Annotated in this window: 20 protein-coding genes and 1 pseudogene; 1 reads left to right on the forward strand and 20 read right to left on the reverse strand. The window is 27.4% G+C overall.

What is annotated here, in order from left to right:
- Positions 1-215 precede the first annotated feature (215 nt).
- The 20 genes from glmU to LPC13_RS14090 all read right to left on the reverse strand — a co-directional run bounded on the left by glmU (position 216) and on the right by LPC13_RS14090 (position 25,029).
- Positions 216-1,583 (reverse strand): bifunctional UDP-N-acetylglucosamine diphosphorylase/glucosamine-1-phosphate N-acetyltransferase GlmU, encoded by a 1,368-nt coding sequence (gene glmU, locus LPC13_RS14000; RefSeq protein ID WP_005209630.1) that lies wholly within the window; start codon positions 1,581-1,583, stop codon positions 216-218.
- Between the two features lie 274 nt (positions 1,584-1,857).
- Positions 1,858-2,322, reverse strand: a complete 465-nt coding sequence (locus LPC13_RS14005; RefSeq protein ID WP_005209629.1) for a hypothetical protein — start codon at positions 2,320-2,322, stop codon at positions 1,858-1,860.
- 337 nt (positions 2,323-2,659) lie between these two features.
- On the reverse strand, positions 2,660-3,910 hold the full coding sequence (locus tag LPC13_RS14010) for an LPXTG cell wall anchor domain-containing protein (RefSeq protein ID WP_234088900.1): 1,251 nt from the start codon (positions 3,908-3,910) through the stop codon (positions 2,660-2,662).
- 370 nt (positions 3,911-4,280) lie between these two features.
- On the reverse strand, positions 4,281-6,026 hold the full coding sequence (locus LPC13_RS14015) for an ABC transporter ATP-binding protein (RefSeq protein ID WP_040418303.1): 1,746 nt from the start codon (positions 6,024-6,026) through the stop codon (positions 4,281-4,283).
- 129 nt (positions 6,027-6,155) lie between these two features.
- On the reverse strand, positions 6,156-6,809 hold the full coding sequence (locus tag LPC13_RS14020) for a CpsD/CapB family tyrosine-protein kinase (protein ID WP_005209626.1): 654 nt from the start codon (positions 6,807-6,809) through the stop codon (positions 6,156-6,158).
- A complete protein-coding gene (locus tag LPC13_RS14025) occupies positions 6,769-7,497 on the reverse strand; it encodes a YveK family protein (RefSeq protein WP_195244273.1) in 729 nt (242 codons plus the stop codon). Before LPC13_RS14025 ends, LPC13_RS14020 begins: the two co-directional genes overlap by 41 nt.
- 61 nt (positions 7,498-7,558) lie before the next feature.
- Positions 7,559-7,744 (reverse strand): hypothetical protein, encoded by a 186-nt coding sequence (locus tag LPC13_RS14030; protein WP_005209623.1) that lies wholly within the window; start codon positions 7,742-7,744, stop codon positions 7,559-7,561.
- 421 nt (positions 7,745-8,165) lie between these two features.
- Positions 8,166-9,221 carry a cohesin domain-containing protein gene (locus LPC13_RS14035; RefSeq protein ID WP_005209621.1) on the reverse strand — a complete coding sequence of 352 codons (1,056 nt, stop codon included), beginning with the start codon at positions 9,219-9,221 and terminating at the stop codon, positions 8,166-8,168.
- A 40-nt stretch (positions 9,222-9,261) separates the two neighbouring features.
- Positions 9,262-9,522, reverse strand: coding sequence for a PqqD family protein (locus LPC13_RS14040; protein WP_005209620.1), 261 nt, complete (start codon positions 9,520-9,522; stop codon positions 9,262-9,264).
- Between the two features lie 88 nt (positions 9,523-9,610).
- On the reverse strand, positions 9,611-10,801 hold the full coding sequence (locus tag LPC13_RS14045) for a radical SAM protein (RefSeq protein ID WP_005209619.1): 1,191 nt from the start codon (positions 10,799-10,801) through the stop codon (positions 9,611-9,613).
- 114 nt (positions 10,802-10,915) lie between these two features.
- Positions 10,916-11,773, reverse strand: a complete 858-nt coding sequence (locus tag LPC13_RS14050) for a hypothetical protein (protein ID WP_234088901.1) — start codon at positions 11,771-11,773, stop codon at positions 10,916-10,918.
- Between the two features lie 73 nt (positions 11,774-11,846).
- Positions 11,847-12,110: a hypothetical protein gene (locus tag LPC13_RS14055; RefSeq protein WP_005209615.1), complete on the reverse strand. Its 264-nt coding sequence runs from the start codon at positions 12,108-12,110 to the stop codon at positions 11,847-11,849.
- Positions 12,111-12,149: 39 nt separating this feature from the next.
- Positions 12,150-16,649 (reverse strand): VWA domain-containing protein, encoded by a 4,500-nt coding sequence (locus tag LPC13_RS14060; RefSeq protein ID WP_234088902.1) that lies wholly within the window; start codon positions 16,647-16,649, stop codon positions 12,150-12,152.
- Between the two features lie 138 nt (positions 16,650-16,787).
- Positions 16,788-18,032, reverse strand: coding sequence for a nucleotidyltransferase domain-containing protein (locus tag LPC13_RS14065; RefSeq protein ID WP_040418298.1), 1,245 nt, complete (start codon positions 18,030-18,032; stop codon positions 16,788-16,790).
- A 42-nt stretch (positions 18,033-18,074) separates the two neighbouring features.
- A complete protein-coding gene (locus LPC13_RS14070) occupies positions 18,075-18,914 on the reverse strand; it encodes a hypothetical protein (protein WP_234088903.1) in 840 nt (279 codons plus the stop codon).
- A 23-nt stretch (positions 18,915-18,937) separates the two neighbouring features.
- Positions 18,938-19,456 carry a S24/S26 family peptidase gene (locus tag LPC13_RS14075; RefSeq protein WP_005209607.1) on the reverse strand — a complete coding sequence of 173 codons (519 nt, stop codon included), beginning with the start codon at positions 19,454-19,456 and terminating at the stop codon, positions 18,938-18,940.
- Between the two features lie 408 nt (positions 19,457-19,864).
- Complete coding sequence (locus LPC13_RS17040; protein WP_267956000.1) at positions 19,865-19,993, reverse strand: hypothetical protein; 129 nt, start codon at positions 19,991-19,993, stop codon at positions 19,865-19,867.
- 166 nt (positions 19,994-20,159) lie between these two features.
- Complete coding sequence (locus LPC13_RS14080) at positions 20,160-22,460, reverse strand: bifunctional diguanylate cyclase/phosphodiesterase (protein ID WP_005209605.1); 2,301 nt, start codon at positions 22,458-22,460, stop codon at positions 20,160-20,162.
- 261 nt (positions 22,461-22,721) lie between these two features.
- Entirely contained in the window at positions 22,722-24,344 is a 1,623-nt protein-coding gene (locus LPC13_RS14085; RefSeq protein WP_234088904.1) for a HAMP domain-containing sensor histidine kinase, read from the reverse strand.
- On the reverse strand, positions 24,331-25,029 hold the full coding sequence (locus LPC13_RS14090; RefSeq protein ID WP_005209600.1) for a response regulator transcription factor: 699 nt from the start codon (positions 25,027-25,029) through the stop codon (positions 24,331-24,333). The genes LPC13_RS14085 and LPC13_RS14090 overlap by 14 nt, the downstream gene beginning before the upstream one ends.
- Before the next feature lie 322 nt (positions 25,030-25,351).
- On the opposite strand from LPC13_RS14090, the pseudogene LPC13_RS14095 reads away from it, so the two are divergent.
- Positions 25,352-26,413 (forward strand): annotated as a pseudogene (locus LPC13_RS14095) (carbon starvation CstA family protein); the annotation flags it as partial.
- Positions 26,414-26,484 lie beyond the last annotated feature (71 nt).

The following is a 26,484-nucleotide window of genomic DNA, read 5'->3' on the forward strand; positions in this document are numbered from 1 at the left end:
TATTCCAAATCTACCAACTAATCATACAAAAAAGAGTAGATAGATTTGTTTTTTACACAAATCTATCTACTCTCCCGTATAAAACAATAACATTATTTTATATATTTATTGAACAATTTTAATATATTGCAATCCAAAAAGGATGTCCAGATGGACATCCTTTTATGTTATACTAATTTCAACATGATTTTAAAACAAAGCCTTTTATAATTAAACTACTTTAGTAATCCTCTTTTATCAACCCAACCTGCAATATTTCTTTGCTTAGCTCTTGCTACTGCAAGCTCACCTTCTTTTACATCATTAGTTATAGTTGAACCTGCTGCAATATAAGTATTATCTTCAACTGTTACAGGTGAAATTAAGTTTGTATTACATCCTATAAAGCTATTGTTTCCAATTATAGTTTTATTTTTATTCTTACCATCATAGTTAACAGTAACTGTACCACATCCAAAGTTACAACCTTCTCCAACTTCAGCATCACCTACATATGTTAAGTGTGATACTTTAGTATTATCTCCAATAGTTGATTTTTTAATTTCAACAAAATCACCTATTCTACAGTGATTTCCTATAGCAGATTCTGGTCTTACATAAGCAAATGGACCAACTGTAGTACCTTCTCCAATAGTACTATCTAAAATTACTGAGCTTTGTATTTCAACATTATTTCCAATTTTAGAATTATTTATTCTTGAGTTTGGATATAACATAACTCCTTCTCCAATAACAGTATTACCTTCAATAACGTTTCCTGGATATATTATAGTATCTCTTCCAATAATAACATCATCACCAATATATGTATTTGATGGATCAATTAGTGTTACCCCATTATCCATATGTCTTAAGTTAATTCTTTTTCTTAATATATTTTCAACTTGAGCAAGTTGTGCTCTTGAGTTAACACCTAATGTTTCTTCAAATTCTGCAGTAACTGCCCCAACTCTTTCGCCTTGTTCTTTTAATATTCCAATAACATCAGTTAAGTAATATTCTCCTTGAGAGTTGTTGTTTGATAATTTGTTTAAAGCATCTAATAATGAAACTATATCAAAACAATAAACTCCTGCATTCATTTCATTAACCTTTAACTCTTCTTCATTACAATCTTTATGCTCAACAATCTTTAAAACTTCGTCTCCATTTCTTATGATTCTTCCATAACCTGTTGCATCATCTAAGATTGAGCTTAAAAGTGTTGCCTTATTGTTATTTGCTTTATGTTCTTCAAAAATTTTAGCAATTGTTTCTTCAGTTATTAATGGAGCATCTCCACAGAAAACAGCAACTGTTCCAGTCTTACCTTCTAAGAAATCTATAGCACACTTAACTGCATGCCCAGTTCCTAATTGCTCTTCTTGCACAGAATAACTAACATTTCTACTTTCAGTTTTAGCCTTAACTAATTCTGCACCTTTTCCTATTATTACATTAACATCTTCAATTTTTGCTCTTCTTAATGTGTCTATAACATGGTTTACCATTTCCTTACCACATACCTTATGTAATACCTTTGGTAAATCTGATTTAATTCTTGTTCCTTGACCTGCAGCCAATATTAAAGCACAATTATACATACTAATTCTCCTATTACTTAATTTTAATTACGCCTCAGGGGAAAATTATAATGCCCTTACCATAAGTCATATATTATATTTACCTGTGGCTAAATATACAAAAGTTATTATATCATAGTATATTACTTTATGTTCATTATATATACGAGTTATTTCAACATTGAAAAAACTTTTTTTGGATAAGTTATCTATTTTTTCATTTAGACTTTATAATATTATTAAATTGAAAGTCATATAAAACAAAAATAAACTATGCTTAAGCATAGTCTATTAATTAAAATTCAATATTTTTATTCTCTATTCTCTCCAAAACAAACTTGTTACATTCACTACTTATCCCTAATTTATTCATAAATGCCTCTACTTCACTAAATAATTCTTCTTCATCAGTTTTCATAGTTAAATAATCTGTAACTACCTTACTTATTTCAAGAAATACCTCACAACATTTTGATTGAAGCTCTTCATTTACTAATTTTAATACTACTGTTCTATAAATTATATACCCATAAATTGCACTTAATTTTAAGCAATCAGTAACTTCTTGTTTATCTATTTTTTCTATTTTGTATTTGATTCTCATAAGATCAAATTCTTTAAATAACTCTTCATTTATTACAAAATGAATTGCAGCATTAATAAATTCATCTCTTATTTCTTCTGTTACACTTTCTTCTATGTAGTTAATTATTATTTCTTCTATATCATTTGTTATGATTCTTCCCGTAGTTTCTGTCATTCTTTTTCCCCTTCTATTATACTGTAAAGTGCATTTTGTCTTTAATGTTTTAAAAAATATAAAACTTATACTGATTTATATAATCTAAATATAATTTTATCATATTTTCACATATTATAACAATTATATTATCCAAATATTTGCTTATTAACATAATTATATATGCTCCTCAACAATTCCCATTTAATATTATAATTTCACTAAATATTATATTAATATAACATTAATATAATATTATATTATTCCAATCTGATTTTTGATTTCACCTTATAAATATATAAAAATACCTAGCAAGGTTAAATTTCCTTGCTAGGTATTTCTGTAATTTTATGATATTTTATTTTTTTCTTTTATTCATTACAGCACCAACAGTAGCTATAATAGTACCAAATAATCCAACTGCTACAGCTGATGTTCCTCCTGTTTGAGGTAATTTGTTACCTCCTGTATTATTACCATTTCCATTTCCACTTCCATTTCCACTTCCGTTTCCATCACCATTTCCGTCTCCGTTTCCATCGCCATTTCCGTCTCCACTTCCATCGCCATTTCCGTCTCCACTTCCATCGCCATTTCCGTCTCCGTCTTTATCTGCTTCAACTAATCCTTCAAGGGCATCTTTTAAGTTATTATAAGCTTCATCAACCTCTTCTTGAGTTGCATCCTTATCTTCTAATACCTTCTTAGCCTCTTCTAAGACTTCCTCTAATTTATTCCAAGTATCCTCTGTATAATCATCTTTATTTAATTCTTCTATTGAATCTACTAATTCTTCTAGTTTTGATTTATCTACTTTATTAGTATCTTCAACTTTTTCTAATTTTTGAATTGCATCATATAGCTTATTATAAGCAGCATCAACTTGTGCTTGAGTTGCAGATTCATTTGCTAATACTTTATTAGCTTCACCTAATGCTTCTTCAAATTTACTCCAACTATCTGATGTATAATCATCCTTCTTTAAATTATCTGTTGAGTTAACTAATTCTTGTAATTTTGATTTATCTACCTTATTAGTGTCCTCAACTTTTTCTAATGTATCAACTGCAGTTTTTAAACTATTATAAGCTTCATTAACTTCATTTTGTAAAGCATTTTCATCTGATACTACTGAATTAGCTTCTGATAAAGCTGCTACTACCCTACCCCAACTGTCCGCAGTATATTCCTTTGAATTTAAATTCTTAACTTGTTCTACTAAATTTATTAATTCAGTTTTATCCCCTTTATAAAATTCTAATCTTTGCATAACATTGCTTAACCTATCAAAAGCTCCATCAATTTGATCTTGAGTCGCTGCTTCATTATTCAAAATAGCCTTAGCTTCAGCTAAAGCTGCTTTAAATTCATTAGCAACTACTGGAACAACCATTTCAAGTTGATCTTCAGTAATTTCTTCAGCTTTTTCAATAGCAATTGATAAATGTAAATTAAATACACCTTCAGCTTTTTCAGCTTTAGCTTCTCTTATAATTGCTTCAGCTCCATTACCCGTATTTGCTAAAGCTGAAACTGGAATTTGTCCTAAAGTTACAGCTATAGCTATAACTAAAGAAATATTCTTGTTCATTACATTTCTTCTTCTCATAAAAACTCCCCCATAGCTAAAAATCTTAAAGAACTTAATTTTAATTATGTTTACACTTCTTAATTCAAAATTATACCATTTGTTTCATTTGGTTACAATTATTTTATAATAACGTTTTCATTAATTTGTTAGTATTTATCCTAAAATATTAATAACTTCTCATAATTTTTTCTTATTAATCTTATAAAAATATTAAATTAAACTATCCAATCTAAAACAAAAACTGATTTTCCCAAAATTCAAATAACACTTATAAAAAAATAAACATCTAATAAAAATAATCAATTCTTATCAGATGTTATTTATTTTGAAAATAATAAATATAATTGGTTAACTTTACCTTCTAATATATTATCTTGAATCCCCTTAATTATATATCCTCATAATTAACTAATTGCACTTTATTTTCTGATATTCTATAAATTTTATGACACATACTTAAAACACTTAACCTATGAGTAGTTACTATACATGTCTTATTAAGATTCTCCGACATAATATTTTTTAATACTCGTTTTTCAGTATCCATATCTAATGCAGAAGTTGCTTCATCCAGTAAAAGTACTGGAGCATTTCTAAGTAAAGCTCTTGCAATAGATAGCCTCTGATTTTGTCCTTCTGAAAAACTTCTTCCCTTTTCTAGAACGCTACTATTTATTCCTTCAGGTAGCTTTTCTACAAATTCATATGCACAAGCATATTTTAAAGCTCTTATAATTTCTTCATCAGTTGCATCAGCTTTTACCATTCTCATATTTTCAGCTATAGTTCCTGTAAACATAGTTTTTTCTTGTGGCACATAAGCCATAAGCTTTCTAGTACTTGCAGATATTTTACATTTAACATCCTTACTATTATAAATAACTCCATCACCCTCTGTAATATTCAATAATCCTAATAAAATTCTCATAGTAGTAGTTTTACCTTCACCAGATGGACCAATAAGAGCTATAATTTCTCCAGGGTTTGCAATAATATTAGCGTTTTCCAATACATTTTTGCCTGATTTCTCATATTTAAACTTAATATTATCTAACTTTATAGAAACACCATTTTCTTCACAAGTGGCTGCTATTTCATTTGCAATTTCCTCATCTAATACTTTCTCTCTTGGTAATTTAATAACCTCCATAATTCTTCCAGCAGAAGTAGTTGCAGAAATAGCTGATGGTACTAATCCTATTAACGCAGAAAATGATGACGATAATGATGATGATAACTGTAAAAATAAAGTCATTGTTCCATATGTAATATGTCCTGTCCAAAGCCTATAAACACCCCAACCAAAACAAGAATAAGTTACAATCATTCCAACTAAAGACATAAATGACGATGTATATATAGTAAACTTATTATACTCTAAAGTAGTTTCCTTAAATTTTTCTTGTATTTTTCTAAGTCTATCAGAAAAAACATCATTTAAACTAAATGCTTTTATAGATTGTAAGTTTGTAAATGTTTCTTCATTAAAAGACATCATTTCGCTACTTATTTCTCTAACTTCCTTATTTCTATTTCTCATTTTTTTCATAAGAACTTTAGAAACGCAAAGAGCTATTGGTGCACTTAATAATGCTAAAACAGCCATTGTAGGATCATAATAAAGAATAACTACTAATATAGAACAAAATTGAACTGTCTTTGTAATTAAACTTGGTACCCAACCTAAAATACTATTAGAAACTGTTGTTGCATCAGAAGTTAATCTATTAAGCAAATCACCACTTCTATAATAAGACATAGATTCCCAATCAGTATTAATTATCCTATCATAAATATCTGCTCTTATTTCATTTCCAATTTTAATACTAATCCTAGTTGATATTCTATTAGTAACTGCATTAATTACTAAATTTCCAATTGCCATTACTACCATTACAAAAGCTATAAATCCAATTCCTCCAGAATCATATCCAGTTACAGCATCAATTAAGTACTTAGAAGCAACACTTCCCCCTAAGCCCATGACAACTCCAAGTATTCCTAAAAATACATAAAATATAATAGCAAGTTTATATGATTTTACATAGCTATATATCCACTTTGCTTCCATATACATTTCACTTAGCATACCATCGTCTATTTTCTTCTTAATCTTTTTAATAAATCCAATCATACCTTGTCCCCTTACTAAATCCAACTACTACCACATCTATAAAGTCTTTCATAATAAAATTGGGGCTGTATTAAAACCAGCCCCACCTTTACATATTAAACTTATTTCTCAGCTATATATTTTTATATTTTATTCCCCATAATACTTATAGTACCCATATTTCTTTTCAAGTTTATAGTCATTTAAAACTGTTCCTATTATATTTGCATTAACTCTACTTAATTCACTACAGCTTCTCTTCAATACTTTTTCCTTAGTCTTATTTGACCTTACTACTAATATTGTTCCATCACACTTTGTTGATAATACTTGAGCATCTGAAACTGCAAGAACTGGTGGTGAATCAATAATTATATAATCATAGATTTCTGCCATATTATCTATTAAGTTTGTAAGAGCATTTGAGCCCACAACTTCTGACGGATTAGGAACTTTTGTACCACAAGTTAATAAATCTACATATTTATTAACTTTTCTAATGACTTCTTGTGGTTCACGTTTATCTATTAAAATATCTGTTAACCCCTCATTTTTAGAAACCTTAAATAATTTATGAAGAGCTGGTTTTCTTAAATCACAATCAATTACTAAAACTCTTTCCTCATTTTCCGCTAACACAAAAGCTAAATTTCCAGCTGTTGTACTTTTACCTTCTCCTGGTAGGCTACTAGTTACTAATATTGTTTTTGTTTTCTTATCAACAGAAGAATATTTTATATTAGTTTTTACATTTCTATAAGCCTCAGCTGATACCGATAGTGGCATTTTTTCTGCTATGAACATATCTTTTCCCTGCCTTTCCAAATTCCTTTTCTTGAGTTGGTATAGCACCTAAAACTGGTATATCTAATATTTTCTCTAATCTTTCTCTACTCTTAATTCTGTCATCTAAATAATCTACTACAAATATTATTCCTATTCCCGCAATTAATCCTACTATAAATCCAATGATTATAATCCTTCTCTTATTAGGATATGCAGTACTAACAACTGCACTATTAACAATATTAGGACTAGAATCTACAACAACTTCTTTATATCTTTCTACAAATTCTAATGCTACTGCATCTAATATTTTATCTATATTTTCCTTCTTTAAACTTTTATATTGAATGTACATAATAGGTGTTTCTTCTGCATATGAAAATGATACACAGCTTGCTATTTCACTAGGAGAAACATTAAATTTATTCTTTTCAACAACATCTTCATAGAAATCCTCTGTAACTATCATATCTTTGAAAAGTCCCATATTATTCTTATAAAAATACACTTGTTGAACAGTAGAATAATCCATAGTTTGACTATTCATTCCTAAAAAAATACTAACCTTGGAAGAATAGCTTGGTTGCATTTTATTAGCCTTATATGCACTTAGACCTGTTGTAATGCAAACACAAAGTATTATTATCCACCATAACTTTTTAAAAATTTGAAATAACTCTTCAAAATCTAATAATTTCTCATCCATCTTCTTTTTCTCCTCTATACTTAATAACAAATTACATACGCTTAAATATAATAGTTAAAATCTAAATATACTTAATTATTCCAACAGTAATCAAAAAAGCAGATATACCCATACATAATATTCCTATGGATAATTTTAAATTTTTTCTTTTTTGTCTTACTCTTATCTCTCTAATTTTTATTCTTTTTAACCCTTCTAAAGAAATAACATTGTTCTCAAAATTATTCTCTACTCTTTTATTATCCATATTTACACCCCTATCTCTTCCCTTTGAAAAAATGATATCATTTTACATAATTTCTTTCAAATATTATACATTTATTACAAAATACAATAATCTCTCTTTTATGACATAAAAAATTCCTTCTATATGTGATATTTTTTTAAATTAATTTAATTTATTTAATGCTGTTATTTAAGAAAATTAACCTAAAATAACTTTAATTTGTTTTTAAATAAAATAAATTATTTTTCTTGAAAATTTATTGCCTTTGTCGTTATTTTGGTTACGATATTTTAAATGTTTTAATTTTATAAAAAATTAAAACATTTAAAATACTAATATAGTTATTTAAGGAAAATATTTATTTATTATGTATTTTTTATAAAACAAATAAATCTCAATATATAAGCTAATAGCTTATATATTGAGATTTTAATACTCTAATTTATTCTTTTATTCTTTTATTCTTATAAAAAAAGTAGCCTATTCCACCTAAAATACTAATTCCAACACAAGCTAAAATTAAATATATCCATGTATTATTCACATTATTAGTTAATAAATTTTCATTTTTAACTTCTACTTTTTCATTGCCAACATTCAACTTATTATCGTCATTGACATTGTTATCATCATTATCTATATTGCTTGAACTTTCACTTTCATTACTATTATTTTCACTTTGTAATTTATTATTTTTATCTTCTTTCTTATTCACATTAGAGTTGCTAGAAGTATTGTTTGGCTTTATTTGAGAACCATTGTTATTATTTGAGGAACTACTGTTATTTGTATTACCTTGAGAATTATTATTGTTGCTTTGAGAATTGTTCCCGTTTGACCCTGTGCTTCCTTGAGATCCATTTCCACCTGATGCATTATTATTTTCAGATCCGTTATTTCCTACATTATTAGACCCATCATTATTTGTATTGTTATTTGATTCATCATTACCTGTATTATTATTTGAACTGTTAGTCTTTATTTCACAGCCAATAAAATTAAACTTATAGTTTTCAACATCATTTCCTATACGTTGAACTAATTTAACCTTCATGGCATCTTGCCCGATAGATATATTTATATCATTAATCACTTTAGCATTAATGGATACTAACGTTCCACTGCCTTTAATTCCTTCATTCTCTCCTAAAAATGTAAATGAATATGAAGCAGTGTTTCCATTCTTATTGGTTTCTCCACCAAGCTCCATTATATTATCTATATTCTTAGTTATAAGCTCACTTCCATTAATACTTTCAATACTTAATAAATTTGTATCATAAGTAAAATCTACAGATGCAGCATAAAGTTTTTCTACGTTTTTAACATTTACTAATATCTCAATATTAGATCCTTTTTCAATTTTTCCATTAACCTTTATTTCTACAGATGTATCGTTAGCATAGGCATTTATAGGCATTACACATACTACTAATACTAGTAAAGTAGTTATTATTTTTATTATTGACTTATCCATCAGTCTCTGCTTTTTATTCATAAATTATCATCCCCCATATATAAATAATATATATTACTATTTATATTATTTCTGCAGCTTTTAACTTATTTAAAAACTCATTTAAATCTTCTCTTGCTATATTCTCTTCAACTTCATATTCATCTAATATTAGCTTTAAAATATCCTCTTCTGAATTCACCTTTTCTATGTTATTCCAAATAAAAGCACCTAATTCATTAACTGTTATAAGTCCATTAAAATTAAGAGTTGTTTCTCCTGTTGGCACTAATATATATTCTCCTGCTATTTCTCTTAATATAAATTCCTTCTTTAACTTCATAACTTTTCTCCCCTTATCATTTTAAAAATTCCCCTGAGGTAGCTTGTCTTTACTTACTTTCCTAAGTAATATAGTAATTTATCTTATATTATTTCGCCCCTGGGGCAATTAACTTATATGCTTTTTCTGTTTCTTCTAAAATCTTCTCTGTCATTTTACAAATATATTTAGGAGCTTTTTCAAAATCTCCTGTTTCTGTTACAACAGATGCTCCACATACAGTACATGCAAACTTCTTTTCGCACTTTGTACATTTCTTAGGCATTCTTAATTTATCTGTTTCATCAATAATTTTATACCATGCTGGTATTAAACCCTCTTTAAATGGATAAGCTACCGGCCAATTCATCATTCCACAAGCTGTCATTTCGCCTTTCCAATTAATCCAAAAAGAACTTTTTCCTGCTCTACATTTTAATTTTTCTCTAGTTTCTTCATTATCTATAATATTTTTATTTTCTATATTATCAGAATCCTCTGCGGAACTATCAAGGCTTTCACATTCTTCTAACTCACTTTTAAATTTAATTAGGCCTTCTCTCATTGCTATAGCTCTTTTTGAAAATTCATCTTTTTCTAATCTTAGCTGATCTATTTTTACTGAATAATGTGCAGCTTCTTGTGGTGTAAATCTATCCCCAATTCCTATGGCTTCTTCATTTCTTCTTGTTGGTGGGAACATATATGATGTAGCTTGCACATACACATTGTTTTCTTTAGCAAATTCATATATCTTATCTAAATCTTCAATATTATATTGAGTCATACTAGCATTTATTTTTATTGCAATTCCTGCTTCTTTTAACATTTTTATTGCTTTAGTTGTTTTATCAAAGCCCTTATTATCTCTACATAATCTTTCATATGTTTCATTAGAGCCACCATAAAGTGTTATTTGCATTCTATATGGTGGATTTTTTGATAACCAGCTTACTACTTCTTCATCAATTAAAGTTCCGTTTGTATTTATAGAAATCATAAAGCCCATCTTTTTAAGCTCTAAATATAATCTTTTAAAATCCTTATATAAGAACGGTTCTCCACCTGTTAATAATAAAAATAACATTCCAGCATCTCTACATTCTCTTGCAAGCTCTAACCATTCTTCTACAGTCTTTTCTCCACCTAATTCATTTACCTCTTGTTTTGTTTTTCTAACATAGCACATCCTGCAATCCAGATTACAACATGGAGAAAGTTCAAAAGTTCCACTTAGTGGAATCTTACTTTTTGATGCCTTTGCAAATAAATATTTTGATATTCTTGGTTCTACTGCCATACCTATAAAGCTCCTCTCATTTTTATCCCTTGTCTATATAAATTCCCCTTACGAGGTATTACTTTCAAATTTAATTTACTATATATTTTTATACGAATAAATTTATTCTCTTATCTATATTTCATTATTTAAATAATCATTTAATACATCAGTTGCTTCTTTATCTGGTCTACAAGAAAGCATTACTACTGGAACCTTTTCTATTAATTCTTCAATTAAAGTCATAGCAAGCTCCATATCTTTTTTATTCCATCTATTAATAGCAACTTGTCCTAATAATATCTTAAAAGCTTCTATCTTGGATAATCTTCTAACTGAATTTTCTTTTGCTTGCTTCAAAACTACTATTGCCTTAAGTGGTGCTTCTTTATTCTTACATATATTTGATGAACCACAGAAAGGTAACCCATATGCAAAATATTCACCATTTCTAGTTCCAATGGCAGACCTATCACCATTAATTATTTCTGCACCTTTATATTTCTCCCAAAGACTTGCTTGAGTAGACTTTCCAGTACCAGATGGTGCTGTGAATAATATGCTTTCATTATTATGTATTATAAATGATGAATGAAGTATCATTACTTCTTTACTTAATAAAATTCCTTGAATATTTAATCTACTAATTAAATATTCTATATTCTCGTAATATTTTATATATATTGGATTTATTGTAACATTACTAAATTTATTTTCTTCCTCACAACATATTTCCCACATCTTGCTAGTAGGTATTTTATAATACCAATAATATTTATTATTTTTATAATATACCTTCTTAACTTCATTTTTAAAAACAATATATTTTTCTTCATTATCTTTTAATTTATTTACTTCTATATTAAATTTAAATTGTTCTTTATTATCCTCATTATTATAAATCTCAAATAAATTAATGTCTTGTCCTCCATTTAAATCAAACGGCGTTACTATATTTAATTTTATATCTGCAATTTTAAAAATTCTCTTCATATATTGTACCTAATTTCTATACATTTATTTAAAATGGCCATGCTATTGCATGACCATCTTATTTAATTAAATTTTATGAACCAAAATATCCTGCCCCATCTACAGGGATATGATAGCAACCTTTATCATTATTTTCTGCATCATCCCATAGTGAATCACATACTGATAAACTATTAAATATAGTCATTGCTCCACCAAAGTCTGGATCTGGGTAAGCACAAAGATTTATAGCCCCTGTATCTCCAAAGTTAACATCAATAGTACAACTTCCTGCTATAAATTCTGATACTTCAAAACTTTCTATAAATATTTCTGGTTTTCTATATATCTTTTTCATTAATACCCTCCCTCTGTTTTAGCTTCTGTTCCAATTTAACTATAATTTTTTACTTAAAGTTGTTAAATCAAATAAATCTATTACTCCATCAAATATAATGTCAGATTTATAAATATTATCTTCTTCTCCTATAACAACTCTACTATTATAGTTTTTAGCTACTATTGCTAAATCAACAATATCTACAACACCATCATTATTTACATCCTCTGACATTCCATTTACTCTACCTTCTGTTAAAATTTTTGCTACCTCTAAAGTATCTTCATCAGAAGTAATTTCTATTGTAGATGTTTGTTTTTTGCTAAATGTCATTTTTAAATTAGTGATTGATATAATGTTGTCTGTATTATTAGTTATAACAACTATATATTTATCTCCACTTAAAGTTAAAGTACCTGTAATATCATAATACATATCAGTAGCAGTCTTTATTGTTATATCTTTAGCTGCTGATGTTGTAGTTCCTCCAACTTTAACATTAGTTTCACCATTTGGAGCCTTCATTCCAACTTGGACTGTTTCAAGATCCGCATTATATGGAATATTAAATGCTATAGATTGTCCCTTTGCTAAATAAACTTCATTATTAGGACCTACATTTTTATACTCTTCAATTCCAGCACTACTATTTTTATCAACAAAAACAACTCCTGGATTTGTTGAATTTACATCAAAATCATTTGCCTTAATAAGCATATTTCTAACTTCTTGAATTACCGCATTAGCTTCCTTATCAGCAGCATATTGCTTATTAGCTTCATCAAAATCTTTATTATCTTCATTAGATAATCCTAATGGATTATAAATTCTTATAGCATCAAGATAGAATGTTGCTGCTTCCATAGATTGACCTACTATAATTTTCACTTCATAATTTCCATAAGGTAAATCTGTTACCTTGTGTACTGGTATTTGATATAGTATTCCTGAAGCATAATAATTATTAAGCTTTTTACTACTAACTAATTTATTATTATCTAAGTCTCTTACTTGAATTATAATACTTGTTGAATTAGTATCTGTACGACTTATTAAATCAAATCCAGTTCCCTTAAATGTAAATGATGCTGTTGTATCTGCATTTTTAGTTCCAACTACTACATGTGATGTTCCACCACTAAATTTATTATCACCAGTATAACTACTATCATAGCCATATGGGTGTCCATCAATAAATACTGTTCCATTATCTTGGTTTGTATTTGATGTATTAGTCGCTTCATCTGTAACAGTTGTCCAAGCTCCACTAAATGCAATTCCACCACCATTTTTCTCATTTTGAGCAAAATTATCTTCATAGTAAACAGTTGTTGCAGGAATTACTGTTAATTCTTGATATTGATAGAACTTAGTTTCACTACCATCTTGTGCAATAGTAGCTACCTCAGCTGAATAATAGAATTTGTCTATACTATCCATCATTTTTGTTGGAGTATATTTAACTATTCCATCAACTATTTCAGCTCTACCATTGTTATTTGTTACAGTTGTAGTGTTAAATTTACCGCTTGCTGTTTGACCACTTCCTAAAACAACATCATCTAAATTAGTTTCATTTTTATTAGCAATTGAATATAATTTAGCATTTTGTGTTAAATCATTCTTAATTACATCAATATTAACTGACTTACCATAATCTAATACTATAGTATCTGGAATTAATTTAGCACTATATACAACACCAAAAGCAACTGCTGAATGTGTAAATTGAGCATCATAACTTCCTGAAATTAATTTAGTACTTTGTACTTGACCTTCTGGTAATGTACCTATTATTTCGTAACTACCTGTTCCTGAACTTACAGCATGTACTGTATATGCTGCATCATCAATATGAAGATCATATCCTGCTGGAACTAAATCTTTAGCAACTACTTCTCCAGTTACAGTTGTTCCATTATTCCAATTAAATTTAAGTGATCTTGGATCAGAAACCTTCACACGATATTCAAAAGGTATTACTATTCCTTGAGCATTAACAGGTTCTCCCTTTTCATTAACTAAATAGAATTCATAAGTTACTTGAGCTGCTCCCCAAGGCATTTTAGGTTTTTCAAATGTTTTGTTAGAATCATTACCTAAGTAGTTTGTGTAGTTTAATTTAGCATACTCATTTGTATCATATAAACCATCACTACAGTCACCTTCCATAGAACCTTCTAAATAAACATAGTAATTTAATGTTATTTCTTTTTGAGTTATATCACCAATAGTCCAAGTAAATGTTTCATCAGAAATATTGTAAGTAAACTTTTCAGCTACTATATTTCCATTACTATCTTTAATATTTCCATCTTTTAAAGTCGAGCTTACTGTTCCATCTGCATTAAATGTAACCTTCTCAACTATAGTTGGAGTAGTTGATTTACGTGAACCAATTTGATCAAATGTACATGTTCCATTATTGTAATCAACTTTAGTATATAAATCATATTCTAAAACTTCTATCGTTGGATCAAATCCAAGAGGTTTTGTTCCACCTTCGCCATTATTATTTGGTATTGTATTTGTTGTTTGAAGATTAAATGAAGCTCCTAATTTATCAGTTACTACTGCATTAGTTCCAGCCTTTCTTATTTGCATTGCTATATTAGAAAATGCTGTATTTATTTCTGTTTGACTATCAGCTGATACATAATAATTAGTTCCAGATGATATCTTGTTTAATATTGCCTTAGCTTCATTAGGCGTAAATCCATTGTTATTATTAGAAGTTGCATTAGTTAATCCAAATCCTATAGAATATACTTTTGCACCACTTGTCTTTGCATCTTCTGCACCTTTTAATAGATTATTATTAGCACCATTAACAAGATTTGAAGTATTAGAACTACTCCAAACATAACGTGTTCCATTTGTTCCTGTATATTCTGAAGGTGCTCCATCAGTCATAAATACTACATACGTTTCTCTATTTGAATCTGCAGTAGCTAAAATTTCATTTGCCTTTTCAAAAGCATAATCATAATCTGTACCACTATAAGTATTAGTAATTGAATTAATAGTTGACTTAATACTATTCTTAGCTTCAGCATTCTTTAATCCATATAATACTTCATTTCCAGCCTCATTTTCCCATCCTGCAAATGTTACTAAAGCAAGACGGTTATTAGATTTTGTTCCATTATCGTTATCACCTAATAATATATCTACGAACTGAGTCGCTGCATCCTTTGCTGCTTTAAGCTTAGTTGTTGAATCATTAGCACTAACTGGATCCTTCATACTAGTAGATACATCAAATAAAAGTACTACATCTACACCTTTTTTAACAGGTACACCAGTTACCCCAAGTTCAACTTTAGCAACACCTGTACCATTAAAATCAGTGCTTGTAGCACCTTTATTAATCTTTACCGAACCTTCATTAGGGTATTGTGGATAATCTCCACCATTAGTAGTATCGTCTGGATATAATTTATCATCTGCTGCAACTACCTTCTTATAAAGTCTAACTGTACTACTGCTATCACTTGCTGTAAATCCTTTACTACTACTATAGCTTAAATAATAATCTTCATAGCTTATTGTATAGTTTCCATTGTTATTACTTACGTTTAAAGTTCTATAGTTATTTCTACTACTTAAATTAATATTATAAGAATTCCAACCACTTTTTAATCTTAAATAATAATTTCCATTTTTTACAGTATAACCATTATTACTACTAGTAAATGTCCATAAAGAAGCTCCATTAGCATTAGTTACTTTGTTTTCAGAAACAGTAACCACAGTACTTGCTATCTTTCCATCATTATTAGTTAATGCATTAGCACTATCTGCTGCAACTATTAAGTATTCTGCACCTGAATCAACTCCATCAGTATCAAGTACATACTCATAAGTAGTTGTAGTTTCTGCTAATGTTGATATACCTTCTTCTGTTAATGTAGTAGCAACTTCTTCTGTTGTATCTTCTGCTACTTCTTCAGAATCTTCTGTAGCAACATTATCTGAATCAGCTACTACCTCTTCTTCAACACCTTCTGTTGTGTTTGTTGTAGCCTCATCATTATTCACTTCAGAAACTTTTACTTCATAATAAGTAATTGCTTCATTGGCATTGCTATCAAATAACCACTTTTCTTCGTTGTAACTTAAATAGTTAGTTGTAGTTTCATTTTCTCCCTCTACTGCATAAGAGATATTGTTTTCACCAAACTTAACTATCACTCCATTTTCATCTACTAAGTTTAATTCACTATCTAAATACTTTCCTGCTTCAGATAGAAGATGATTTTCTTCATCAACTGTCCATATCATGCTACTATCTACATTAGATATAGCTTCATCTGTAACTTCTACAGATTTTCCAACTACCTTGTTTTCATTGTTAGATAATGCGGTCTTATTATCATAAACAATAACGTACTTTTCTCCAACTTTTACTTCGTTAGTTTTTTCATAAGTTAATTCTTGAACGTTAGCTTTTTCATTGCCATCTTTTTCTTCAGCTAATACATTACTTGGTAAAAAACCTGTAACCATCATTGCTGACATAACCATAGCTAAAAGCTTTTTAGTTGATTTTTTCATTTTGCTCCTCCCCCCTAAATACTTATCTTTGCCTCTTAATATTTTTAAGAAATATTAAATTGACATTTATATATTTTAAATTATAGGCATCTTCCTAAATTTATATTTGATACCTATAATAAAAACCAATTATCTAAACTAGCTAATTAACTTATATTCTTTAAGCAACTCTATTCTTTTATTTCCTATAATAATAGTGCTATTAACTGAATCTTTAAGCCTATGATTATTTTTTATATACTCAAATATTCTCTGAATCCAAGCTATAGGAAGTAAAATTGGATATTTTCTTAAATAAACATATTTATTATTAATTCTATCTACACTTGGAAAAACAGCTTTTAAACTTGAAAACTTACTTAGCTTTGAAGTGTTTTCCATAGCTCCTAGTGTCATAAGTGCTGAATGTTGTCTTTCCGAAGTACTTGTCCCATATATTCCTGCGTACATAATATCAGATAATAACTCATCACTCTTTACATAATATTCATTAACATTGTTAGGATACTCTATATTTCTATTCTTTAACCCTAAATACTTAACACCTATATCCATTAAATTTAATACAAAAGTCATCAAATTTAATCTTTCTAAATTGATCCAAATATACTCCCAATTAATCTCTTTCCCATAACAATTTACAAACATCACCAAATCACATAGTTGTCTTATTCCAAAACCACTAGCTAAAAAATGCTTAGTACTATGGCAAATAAGATATAATAAATGTTCATCATAAGAAAAAGTTTTTACTTTTACCCCATTAATTTCTACTGAAATACTATTTTTAAAAACATTCTTAAATATTTTCTCTAAATAATTGTATTTATAACTATTCTCTGAAAATAATTGCCTATGAAGTTCAATATGAAGTCCTGTTTTTTTACAAATATAAACTTGAACCATATCATCTTCATTTTCTGTTGTTTTAACAAGACCAAATTTTAAAAATATATCCTCACACCTTTTAAAATCTTCCTCTTTAATTAAAATATCCTCATCTGAAGAAATTCTTTGGTCTGGATTTGGATAAATGCTTCTGCATATTATTCCTTTAACTACTAAAGCATCTATATTAGCTTCTAATAATTCCTTATATAACTTTAAAAATGCATCACTTTTTACCATTTGATTTATAGTAATGGCAATAGATCTTTTTCTCCATTTCATTTGTAATTCATTACTTATATTCTTAAATTCATTAAGCTTATATACCGCTTCATAAACCATAGGAACTATCTTATGTATTTCACATAAATCATATAGCTTTTTCCAATAATCTTCTTCATTTATTTCACCATACTTTACTACATTTAAAACTTCTTTTTTATTCCCTAAGCTATATTTTAAAAATCTTAAAGTATCACTATAAATATTTTCCAAAGCCATCACCCCTTAACTACAACTAATACTAAAATTCCTATTTTAATTAATATAATCAACCATAAGAATTACACTTGTATCCTTGGAAAAATGATTTGCATCTACTTCTATAGTTGCTCCAGCTTCCACGTTTTCAAATTTACTTCTATATGTTATTCCGCCTAAATATAATCCACCTTGCTGAGCATATTTATAGTACACATACACTGTACCTAAGTTTTCATTGCTCTTATTTTTAATAGCTAATTTTTTATCATCTTTTATTATTTCTACCTTATTTTCCATTAATGAAGCTTCATTTAAATATGTATAAATAGAATCAACATATCTATAGTTATCATTATCATTAAACTCAAACTTTCCTGTAGATTCTAAAACTAGAGCTGATGTTCCTGCTGGTAATGTTGATACTTTAAATGTAATTATTTCATCATTAACACTTAAGTTAATTTCTGCATATTGAAGTAACTGACTAGACTTATTTTTAACTACTATAGATGCAACATTATCCTTTGGCACATCGCTTCCATCTTCAACAAAAGGTCCTGTATATTGACCAATACTTTCAATTACCAAGCTTGTCCCAGGTATTTCATATGGCACCTTTACTGAAAAAATATCAGTAGTAGTATCTGTTTCTCCCTGTTTTTCTTCTAATAATTCATCATTATTACTTCCTGGATTAAATCCTAATATCTTATCTATTTCTAAAGAATCTGCTGTAGGTGCTTCAATTTTTTCCTCTAAAACTTCTGTGTTGTTTTCTATTAACATTTCATTATTAATAGCATCTTCACTTTTATTTAAATTTCTTACTATAAATACTGTTCCAACAACAATTACTATAGCTGTAATTACAAATAATAAACTTCGTTTTTTCATACTTCTATTTATTCCTTATCCTTTTAATTTAAATTAGCAATTTTCTTTAAAAGTGAATATCCTTTAAAAATATTTCTTCTAAACTTTCTACATTTCATCCATAATAAAATCTTTAATTTATATATACTATCGTCACAATAAATCTCCTTATCCTTATCATCATTATTATTATGCAAAATAGTTTTAACTACCCCTATTACTTGATCAAACCTAACAACCTCTACCCATTCTTGGGCATCACCATTCATAATAAACTTGTTATTATCTATAATTTTATATACTCTATGTAATATATATTCTCCAGAATCCCTTTGAATAAAAACTATCTCCCCTTTTTTTACCTTTCTTTTATTAAGTGAAGTAAGTATTACACTACTTTCTTTATTCTTTAATGTTGGAAACATACTATTTCCTGTAACTACAAGCTTACATTCTCCGCCTTTATCTAATATTTCCTTCATTATAGGAACTATTTTTTCCCCCTTAAAAACCTTATTATTTCTGTATAAATTATTATCCAAAATAGTCCATTCCTTCCTCATCAAATTATATCATTCACATATTTCCATTTCAATTTTTTCCACATACTAAATATTAACATATTTCTCGCTGATTATTGGCTATTTTTTTAATTAAAATAATTTTTAAATTAAACTTATATACATTTACTTCATAAATAAATTTTTTTAAAATCATATTATAAAAATATAGAATACTTTTCTTAAAACCTCTAATTATAAGAGTGATTTGATTTTTATTAGTTATTTTATTCCAAATATTTCGCCATTAATTTTATTTTTATCAAAATATAGACAGTAAAATTGTTATTAAATTGTATTCCCTCTATTACATCTCATAAAATTTAAATAAAAATAAATAAAAAGTTACAAGAAATTTTTATAGATTCTTGTAACTTTTTATTTATTTTCTTTATATCATCATACCTGTTTTTAACTAGCAAAAAATGTATCAAAAAAACCACAACCTAACAATACTATTACAAAGTAAATGTACCTTATTGAATTTTTGAGCTTGTTTACATCAAAACTACTTTCTACGAAGACTACATTATTCTTCATGTTCTATCCTCCATATACAAATCTTATACTTATATATGTATTCATAATCAAAGGATTTGTTACAAGTTTATATTTTTAGATACATTTTATTGACTATATGTTATTTTTCTTTGTAAACATTTACTAAATTGTAATTTTTTATAATTATTTTATTTTTTAAACCTCTTTATAAAATATACTTGTATATTTCTTCAAAGTTCATTGGTTTAGCAAAGAAGTATCCTTGGAAATAATCACATCCAATATTACTTAAAGCTTCAAATTGCTTCTCCGTTTCTACTCCCTCAATTACTATCTCCATATTTAATATATGGGCAATATTTCTTATATTATAGATGATGCTATAATCAACTTTTGTTTCATCTCCAATAAAACTCTTATCAATTTTAAGAATATCTAAATTAAGTTTTCTTAAATAACTAAAAGAAGAATAGCCTGTCCCAAAATCATCTAAAGCAATACTTGCTCCAAACCTATGTAATAAATGAATATTATCATAAACAATAATATTTTCATCAATAACTACAGACTCTGTTATTTCAAAGCATAAATTTTTCATATTAACATTATATTTATCTGTAATTTCTTTAACTTTCTCTGCAAAATCAAATTCTATAAGCTGAATAGGAGAAACATTTACACTTACTTGGAAGGCTGACTTACACTTAAATAATTCGCTAAATTTTATACATATTTCTTCAATAATCCAATATCCTATCCTTACTATTTCACCATTTTCTTCAGCATAAGATATAAAATCTAGTGGTGAAATAAATCCTAACTGTTTACTGTTCCATCTTATTAATGCTTCAAACTTTTTAACATCTTTATTCTTATCAATAATTGGTTGATAATATAAAATTAATTCATTATTATCTATTGAATATTTAAGTAACTCTTTAATCTTTTCAATATTAATCATCTTATTATAAATAGCATCATTAAAAAATAGCAATTTAACATTATCTACAGACTTTTTACTAGAATACATCATAAAGTCGCTTTTATTAATTAAATCATCTATATCTTTAGCACCTTTTGGATATGTTGCAACACCTGCTGAGAATTCGACCATTACTTTTTTATTTTTCTTTATTATAATTGGCTCCTTAAATCTTCCTAATATATCCTTATAGAAAAACTCTTTTAATTCTCTATTATTAATATATCTATGATAAATTATTATAAACTCATCTCCAGAATATCTAGTAATTATGCCACGTTCACCTAAAATCTCATTCATTATATTTCCAAACTTAACTAATAAATCATCCCCAATACTATGTCCAAAAATATCGTTAATATACTTAAATTTATTTAAATCAATAAAGATTAATGCAAATTCTTTATTATCCTTAATTAAATCATTACATATTTTATATAGCATTTTTCTATTTGGAAGCTTAGTTAATTCATCATGATAAATTAAAGATTGGATTTTTCTATCAAAAGACTTAGTTAATGAATTTGAAATAAGTTCTAGCTGTGCAAATTCATCCTTACTTTCAAACTCAAAATCGTTTTTTTCTAAATTGTTAAGTAAAACCTTTAGTTTATCTAAAGATTTAATAATTGGTTTAAAGGTTACTTTTGCAAATAAAATTAAGATAAGTATATAAACAATTCCTGTAACTGCAAAAATAATTATTCTAAATCTATTAATTTCTCTCATTTCTTTTGCATAAACAACTTCTTCATTATCAAATTCAAAAACTATTTCTGTTCCATTTTTAAGGATATCTGCTAATTTAACTATGTATTTATTTTTATGATTTTCTATATTATCTATAACTCCATCACTACTGTAGTATTCATTATCATTTATTTTTATATATGTATTTAAAGTTCCCATATAAAAATCTGAATCCAAATTTCTAATTAAATCATCAAGATATATATCTAAAATAGCTGCACCTAAAAGTGATTCATCATATTTTGATCTAATAAATTGAACTATTGATATGGCATATTTTCCTGTATTAAAATCCTTATGTACATCAGTTACTATAGCATCTTTTTTCTCTTCAAAATACTCACTTTTAATCCACGGTCTACTCATTAATTTAAAATCACTAATTACCTTGCCTTTTGTAATAAGATAATCTCCTGTAGAACTAATAATATCTATAGTATCTATAAATGTTAAATTTTTTAAATATCCTTCAAAGCTATTCATTTCTTGAATAATATTTTCTTTTTCGGAATCATCTAAATCTTCATATCTTTTATTTCTCTCTAATGTATGTATTATTTTCCAGTTATTTGATAGTTTATAAACTATATCTTTTAACAATTCAATATCATAACTTAATCTTTTTTCTGATTCTTTATGATGGGCTTGGTATGTAAAATAAATACTTCTTTCTAGTCCATATTCCATTAATACACTATTTGTTAACAATAATAACCCCATAAAGGTTATTCCTATTATAGCTAATTTTATATTTATCTTTTTTGTAAATATCATATTTTATAGTAAACATTTAGGGTAGTTCTAGACTTTCCCCTAACCCCTACTTTGTTTCATCTCCTCTTCCAATATATAAATTTTTCTATATTAAAAAAGTGATAAACCATATGTTATACATAAAGCTTATCACTATTATCATAAATAAGTTCTAATCTTATTTTCACTGCTTTTCTTACAGTTTACGCCACTTAATATGTAAAAATACTTATCATCAATAATAGCAAAATATTCTTATACTATCAAGTTTTGTTAACAACCTTAATAAATTAAATCTATTTCAAAAACAGTTTTATATTTATTATTTAAAGGCTTACCTAATTTAATAATTCCACCATGCATTTCTACTATAGTTTTAGTTATGGCAAGACCTAATCCTGATCCTTGTTTTGTATTTCTTGATTCATCTCCAACTATAAATGGTGAAAATATATTACTTCTAATTTCTTTTGATATTCCTAATCCATTATCTGCAATAATGATTTTGTATTTTTCTCCTACAATACTTAAGTTAACATATATCTTAGTTCCTACAGTATTATGTTTAATGCTATTTCCTAAAAGGTTGTCCAACACCCTTTGAAATTGTATTTTATCAATTCTACATTCCATTATTTTTTCTGGAATATCAACTTCAATATCAAATCCATTTTCTAAAATATCTTCATATTTAACAGCTACATATGCTCTTAAATACTCAGCCAAATCTACATTTTCAACAACTAATTTAAAATCTGGATGTTCTAATTTACTATATTCATGGAAGATATTAATAAGTTCTGTTAATCTTTTTGATTTAGAATAAATAATATTAAAATACTTTTTATAATCATCTTCATCAATAACTCCATCAACTAAAGCCTTAGAATACCCTTGAATTGTTGTTACTGGTGTTTTTAAATCATGAGAAATATCTGCAAGCATACTTTGCTTATCTTTAATTAACTTAAATCTTTCTATCTCACTACCTTCAAGCTTATTAACCATAACATTAAAACTGTCACAAATTTTAACAAACTCCTTAGGTCCTGAATAGACTATAGGTTCATTATTCTTACCTTCTGATAAAAGCTGCATTGCTCTATTTAATTTATCTAGAGGCTTTTGAACCTTTCTCTTTAAAATTTCTCCAAAAATAATAATACATATTATACAACCTATAAAGAATATAATTAACGAAGCAATACCTATCTTTTCTAAATTATTATAAAAATTCACATCATTAACCTTTTTTTCTTTAATAATTAAGGTTCTTATCTGACCTTCATCATTAATATAATCATACTTCATAAATGTATAATCTTTTGGATATTCTCCTATTAAATAGCCTACCTCTTCTTGTGTATATGATTTACTATGCTCTGCACTATTTCCTATTTCATAAACTACATTTAAACTTTCATCTAGTACCTTCATCCAACTATTCTTAGAATCATAAACTAAATATCCATCATCATCAAAACTATAAGGTGTTGATATTAATAATTTAAATTCTTCACTATCTTTACTATAAAACTTATATAGTCTTGTATCAATACCACACTGTCCGTAATAAGGTATAAGGTTCAATTGTCTTTTTGTATAAGATTTATCACCAACTACTCCATCTGATGAATAAATTACATCATTATTTTCATCTAATACTTCAATTATTCCACTATATCCTGCTATAAACTTTGTATCTAATTTACTAAACCTTTCTTGCCTAAGATTTTTCAAATCCTTATCACTTAAACCTGCTGCAAATTCTGACCTTTTATCAAAAATAGTAATAGCTATAGAATATATAATTACTCCAACTATCATTACTGATAAACTTAAAAAAATATAGTTTTTTATTAATAATAAAAATAATCCACCACGTTCTTTTTTACATTTTTTCAAACTTGTAACCTAACCCCCTAACAGTTTTTATATATGTAGGATTTTTAGAATCTTCCTCTATTTTTTCTCTTATCCTATAAATATGAACCATAAGAGAGTTATCATCACTTTGATAATATTCACCATTTATACATTCATATATTTGTGCTTTAGTAAAAACTCTGCCTGGTTTTTTCATGAATAAGGCTAACATTTTATATTCTGTTGGTGTACATGGAATTTCTACTCCATTTTTACTTATAGTTCTAGCGCTTTCATCTAAAGTAATTTCACCAATAGTTATAACCTTACCTTCCTGTTCCATACTTTCAGCATTAAATTCATAGCTTCTTCTTAAAAGTGATCTTATTCTTGCAAGAACTTCTAATGGATTAAATGGCTTAGTTAAATAATCATCAGCTCCTAAATCAAGGCCTAAAATCTTTTCACTATCATCATTTTTAGCAGAAAGAATTAAAATTGGTATTTGCGTTACTTCCCTTAATCTTTTAGTAAGCTCATATCCATTCATTTTAGGCATCATTATATCTAAAATAGCTAGGGAGATTTTATTTTTCATAGCTTTTTGGAAAGCCTCTTCCCCATTAGTAGCCACAACTACTTCATAGCCATCTTTCTCTAAATATAGCTTTAATAATCCTATAATATCCTCATCATCTTCTGCAATTAAAATCCTTTTATCCATATCTTTTTCCTCCTATTTATTTTGCTAACAATGGTAATTCTAAAAAATTTATCAAATAAGTTAATAGCTAATTATATTAATTCTATTAGTAATTTACAACCCATGGTTATTTATATGATAATTGTAAACTAGCAAGATAAAATTTTTATTTATAAAACCTTAATATAATCTTAATTGAAAATATATTTAACAATATTGTAATTATACTACAAATGATATTTATTTTGCCCCTGGGGCATAAGTGTATATTTTGTACATATATATTTACTAAGAATTTATTCCATTCATTGTAAACGTTTTATAAATTAAAGGAGGACTTTTTGTGATTAGTTTCTTTGTTTGTCTGGCTATATTGATAATTGGTTATTGTCTTTATAGCAAACTTGTTGAAAAAATCTTTGGACCAGAGTTTGACAGAAAGACACCTGCATTAGTTCATCCAGATGGCGTTGACTATATGCCAATGAAACCTTGGAGATCATTTTTAGTACAGCTTCTTAATATTGCAGGACTTGGCCCAATATTTGGTGCATTATCAGGGGCTATCTGGGGACCATCAGTATACCTTTGGATTGTTTTTGGTACTCTTCTTGCTGGAGGTGTCCATGATTTTCTAAGTGGTATGCTATCAGTTAGAAATGATGGGGCAAGTATTTCTGAAATTGTTGGTATCTACTTAGGTAAAGTAATGAAAAATGTAATGAGGGTATTTTCAGTAGTTCTTCTTGTTATGGTTGGTGTTGTATTTATGGTAGGCCCTGCTGGTTTATTAGCAAAACTTACACCTAATTTTATGAATGTAACTTTCTGGACAATTGTTGTATTAATTTATTATTTCCTTGCTACCTTATTACCTATTGATAAGATTATTGGAAAACTATACCCTATCTTTGGTGTATGTTTAATTGTTATGGCTTTAGGTATTGCAGGTGCAACAATATTAAATAATGGAACTAATCCAATGATGGAAATTACACTTGAAAATCTTCATCCTGATGGTGCTCCAATATGGCCATTAATGTTTATCACAGTAGCCTGTGGTGCTATTTCTGGTTTCCATGCAACACAATCACCTATTATATCAAGATGTATAGAAACTGAAAAAGATGGTAGAAAGATATTTTATGGTGCTATGGTTGCAGAGGGAATAATAGCTCTAATATGGGCATCTGCTGGTATTGCTTTCTATAAAGGAACTGGTGGATTGCTTGCAGCAGGTGGAGGTAATTCTTCAACTGTATATGATATGTCAATTGGCCTTTTAGGTAAAGTTGGTGGAGTTCTTGCAATGATAGGTGTTATTGTATGCCCTATTACTTCAGGAGATACAGCCTTCAGAAGTGCAAGACTTACAATATCCGATTGGTTTAAAATTGACGAGACTGTAGATAATTTTGTGTAATATAGTTTCTTATAAATCAAATATTACTGGAAATTTTGATTTCCAGTAATATT

The sequence above is a fragment of the Clostridium celatum genome, from assembly GCF_021412605.1.
Classification (GTDB): Bacteria; Bacillota; Clostridia; order Clostridiales; family Clostridiaceae; genus Clostridium; species Clostridium celatum.

What these genes read in the sequence shown, in the direction of transcription:
- LPC13_RS14025 (WP_195244273.1), bottom strand. Translation starts at nt 7,497, where the DNA reads ATGGATGAGAAATTATTAGATTTTGAAGAGTTATTTCAAATTTTTAAA.
- LPC13_RS14075 (WP_005209607.1), bottom strand. Translation starts at nt 19,456, where the DNA reads ATGAGGAAGGAATGGACTATTTTGGATAATAATTTATACAGAAATAAT.
- LPC13_RS14070 (WP_234088903.1), bottom strand. Translation starts at nt 18,914, where the DNA reads ATGAAAAAACGAAGTTTATTATTTGTAATTACAGCTATAGTAATTGTT.
- LPC13_RS14035 (WP_005209621.1), bottom strand. Translation starts at nt 9,221, where the DNA reads ATGAATAAAAAGCAGAGACTGATGGATAAGTCAATAATAAAAATAATA.
- LPC13_RS14080 (WP_005209605.1), bottom strand. Translation starts at nt 22,460, where the DNA reads ATGATATTTACAAAAAAGATAAATATAAAATTAGCTATAATAGGAATA.
- LPC13_RS14045 (WP_005209619.1), bottom strand. Translation starts at nt 10,801, where the DNA reads ATGGCAGTAGAACCAAGAATATCAAAATATTTATTTGCAAAGGCATCA.
- LPC13_RS17040 (WP_267956000.1), bottom strand. Translation starts at nt 19,993, where the DNA reads ATGAAGAATAATGTAGTCTTCGTAGAAAGTAGTTTTGATGTAAACAAG.
- LPC13_RS14005 (WP_005209629.1), bottom strand. Translation starts at nt 2,322, where the DNA reads ATGACAGAAACTACGGGAAGAATCATAACAAATGATATAGAAGAAATA.
- LPC13_RS14050 (WP_234088901.1), bottom strand. Translation starts at nt 11,773, where the DNA reads ATGAAGAGAATTTTTAAAATTGCAGATATAAAATTAAATATAGTAACG.
- glmU (WP_005209630.1), bottom strand. Translation starts at nt 1,583, where the DNA reads ATGTATAATTGTGCTTTAATATTGGCTGCAGGTCAAGGAACAAGAATT.
- LPC13_RS14015 (WP_040418303.1), bottom strand. Translation starts at nt 6,026, where the DNA reads ATGATTGGATTTATTAAAAAGATTAAGAAGAAAATAGACGATGGTATG.
- LPC13_RS14020 (WP_005209626.1), bottom strand. Translation starts at nt 6,809, where the DNA reads ATGTTCATAGCAGAAAAAATGCCACTATCGGTATCAGCTGAGGCTTAT.
- LPC13_RS14040 (WP_005209620.1), bottom strand. Translation starts at nt 9,522, where the DNA reads ATGAAGTTAAAGAAGGAATTTATATTAAGAGAAATAGCAGGAGAATAT.
- LPC13_RS14010 (WP_234088900.1), bottom strand. Translation starts at nt 3,910, where the DNA reads ATGAGAAGAAGAAATGTAATGAACAAGAATATTTCTTTAGTTATAGCT.
- LPC13_RS14030 (WP_005209623.1), bottom strand. Translation starts at nt 7,744, where the DNA reads ATGGATAATAAAAGAGTAGAGAATAATTTTGAGAACAATGTTATTTCT.
- LPC13_RS14090 (WP_005209600.1), bottom strand. Translation starts at nt 25,029, where the DNA reads ATGGATAAAAGGATTTTAATTGCAGAAGATGATGAGGATATTATAGGA.
- LPC13_RS14060 (WP_234088902.1), bottom strand. Translation starts at nt 16,649, where the DNA reads ATGAAAAAATCAACTAAAAAGCTTTTAGCTATGGTTATGTCAGCAATG.
- LPC13_RS14055 (WP_005209615.1), bottom strand. Translation starts at nt 12,110, where the DNA reads ATGAAAAAGATATATAGAAAACCAGAAATATTTATAGAAAGTTTTGAA.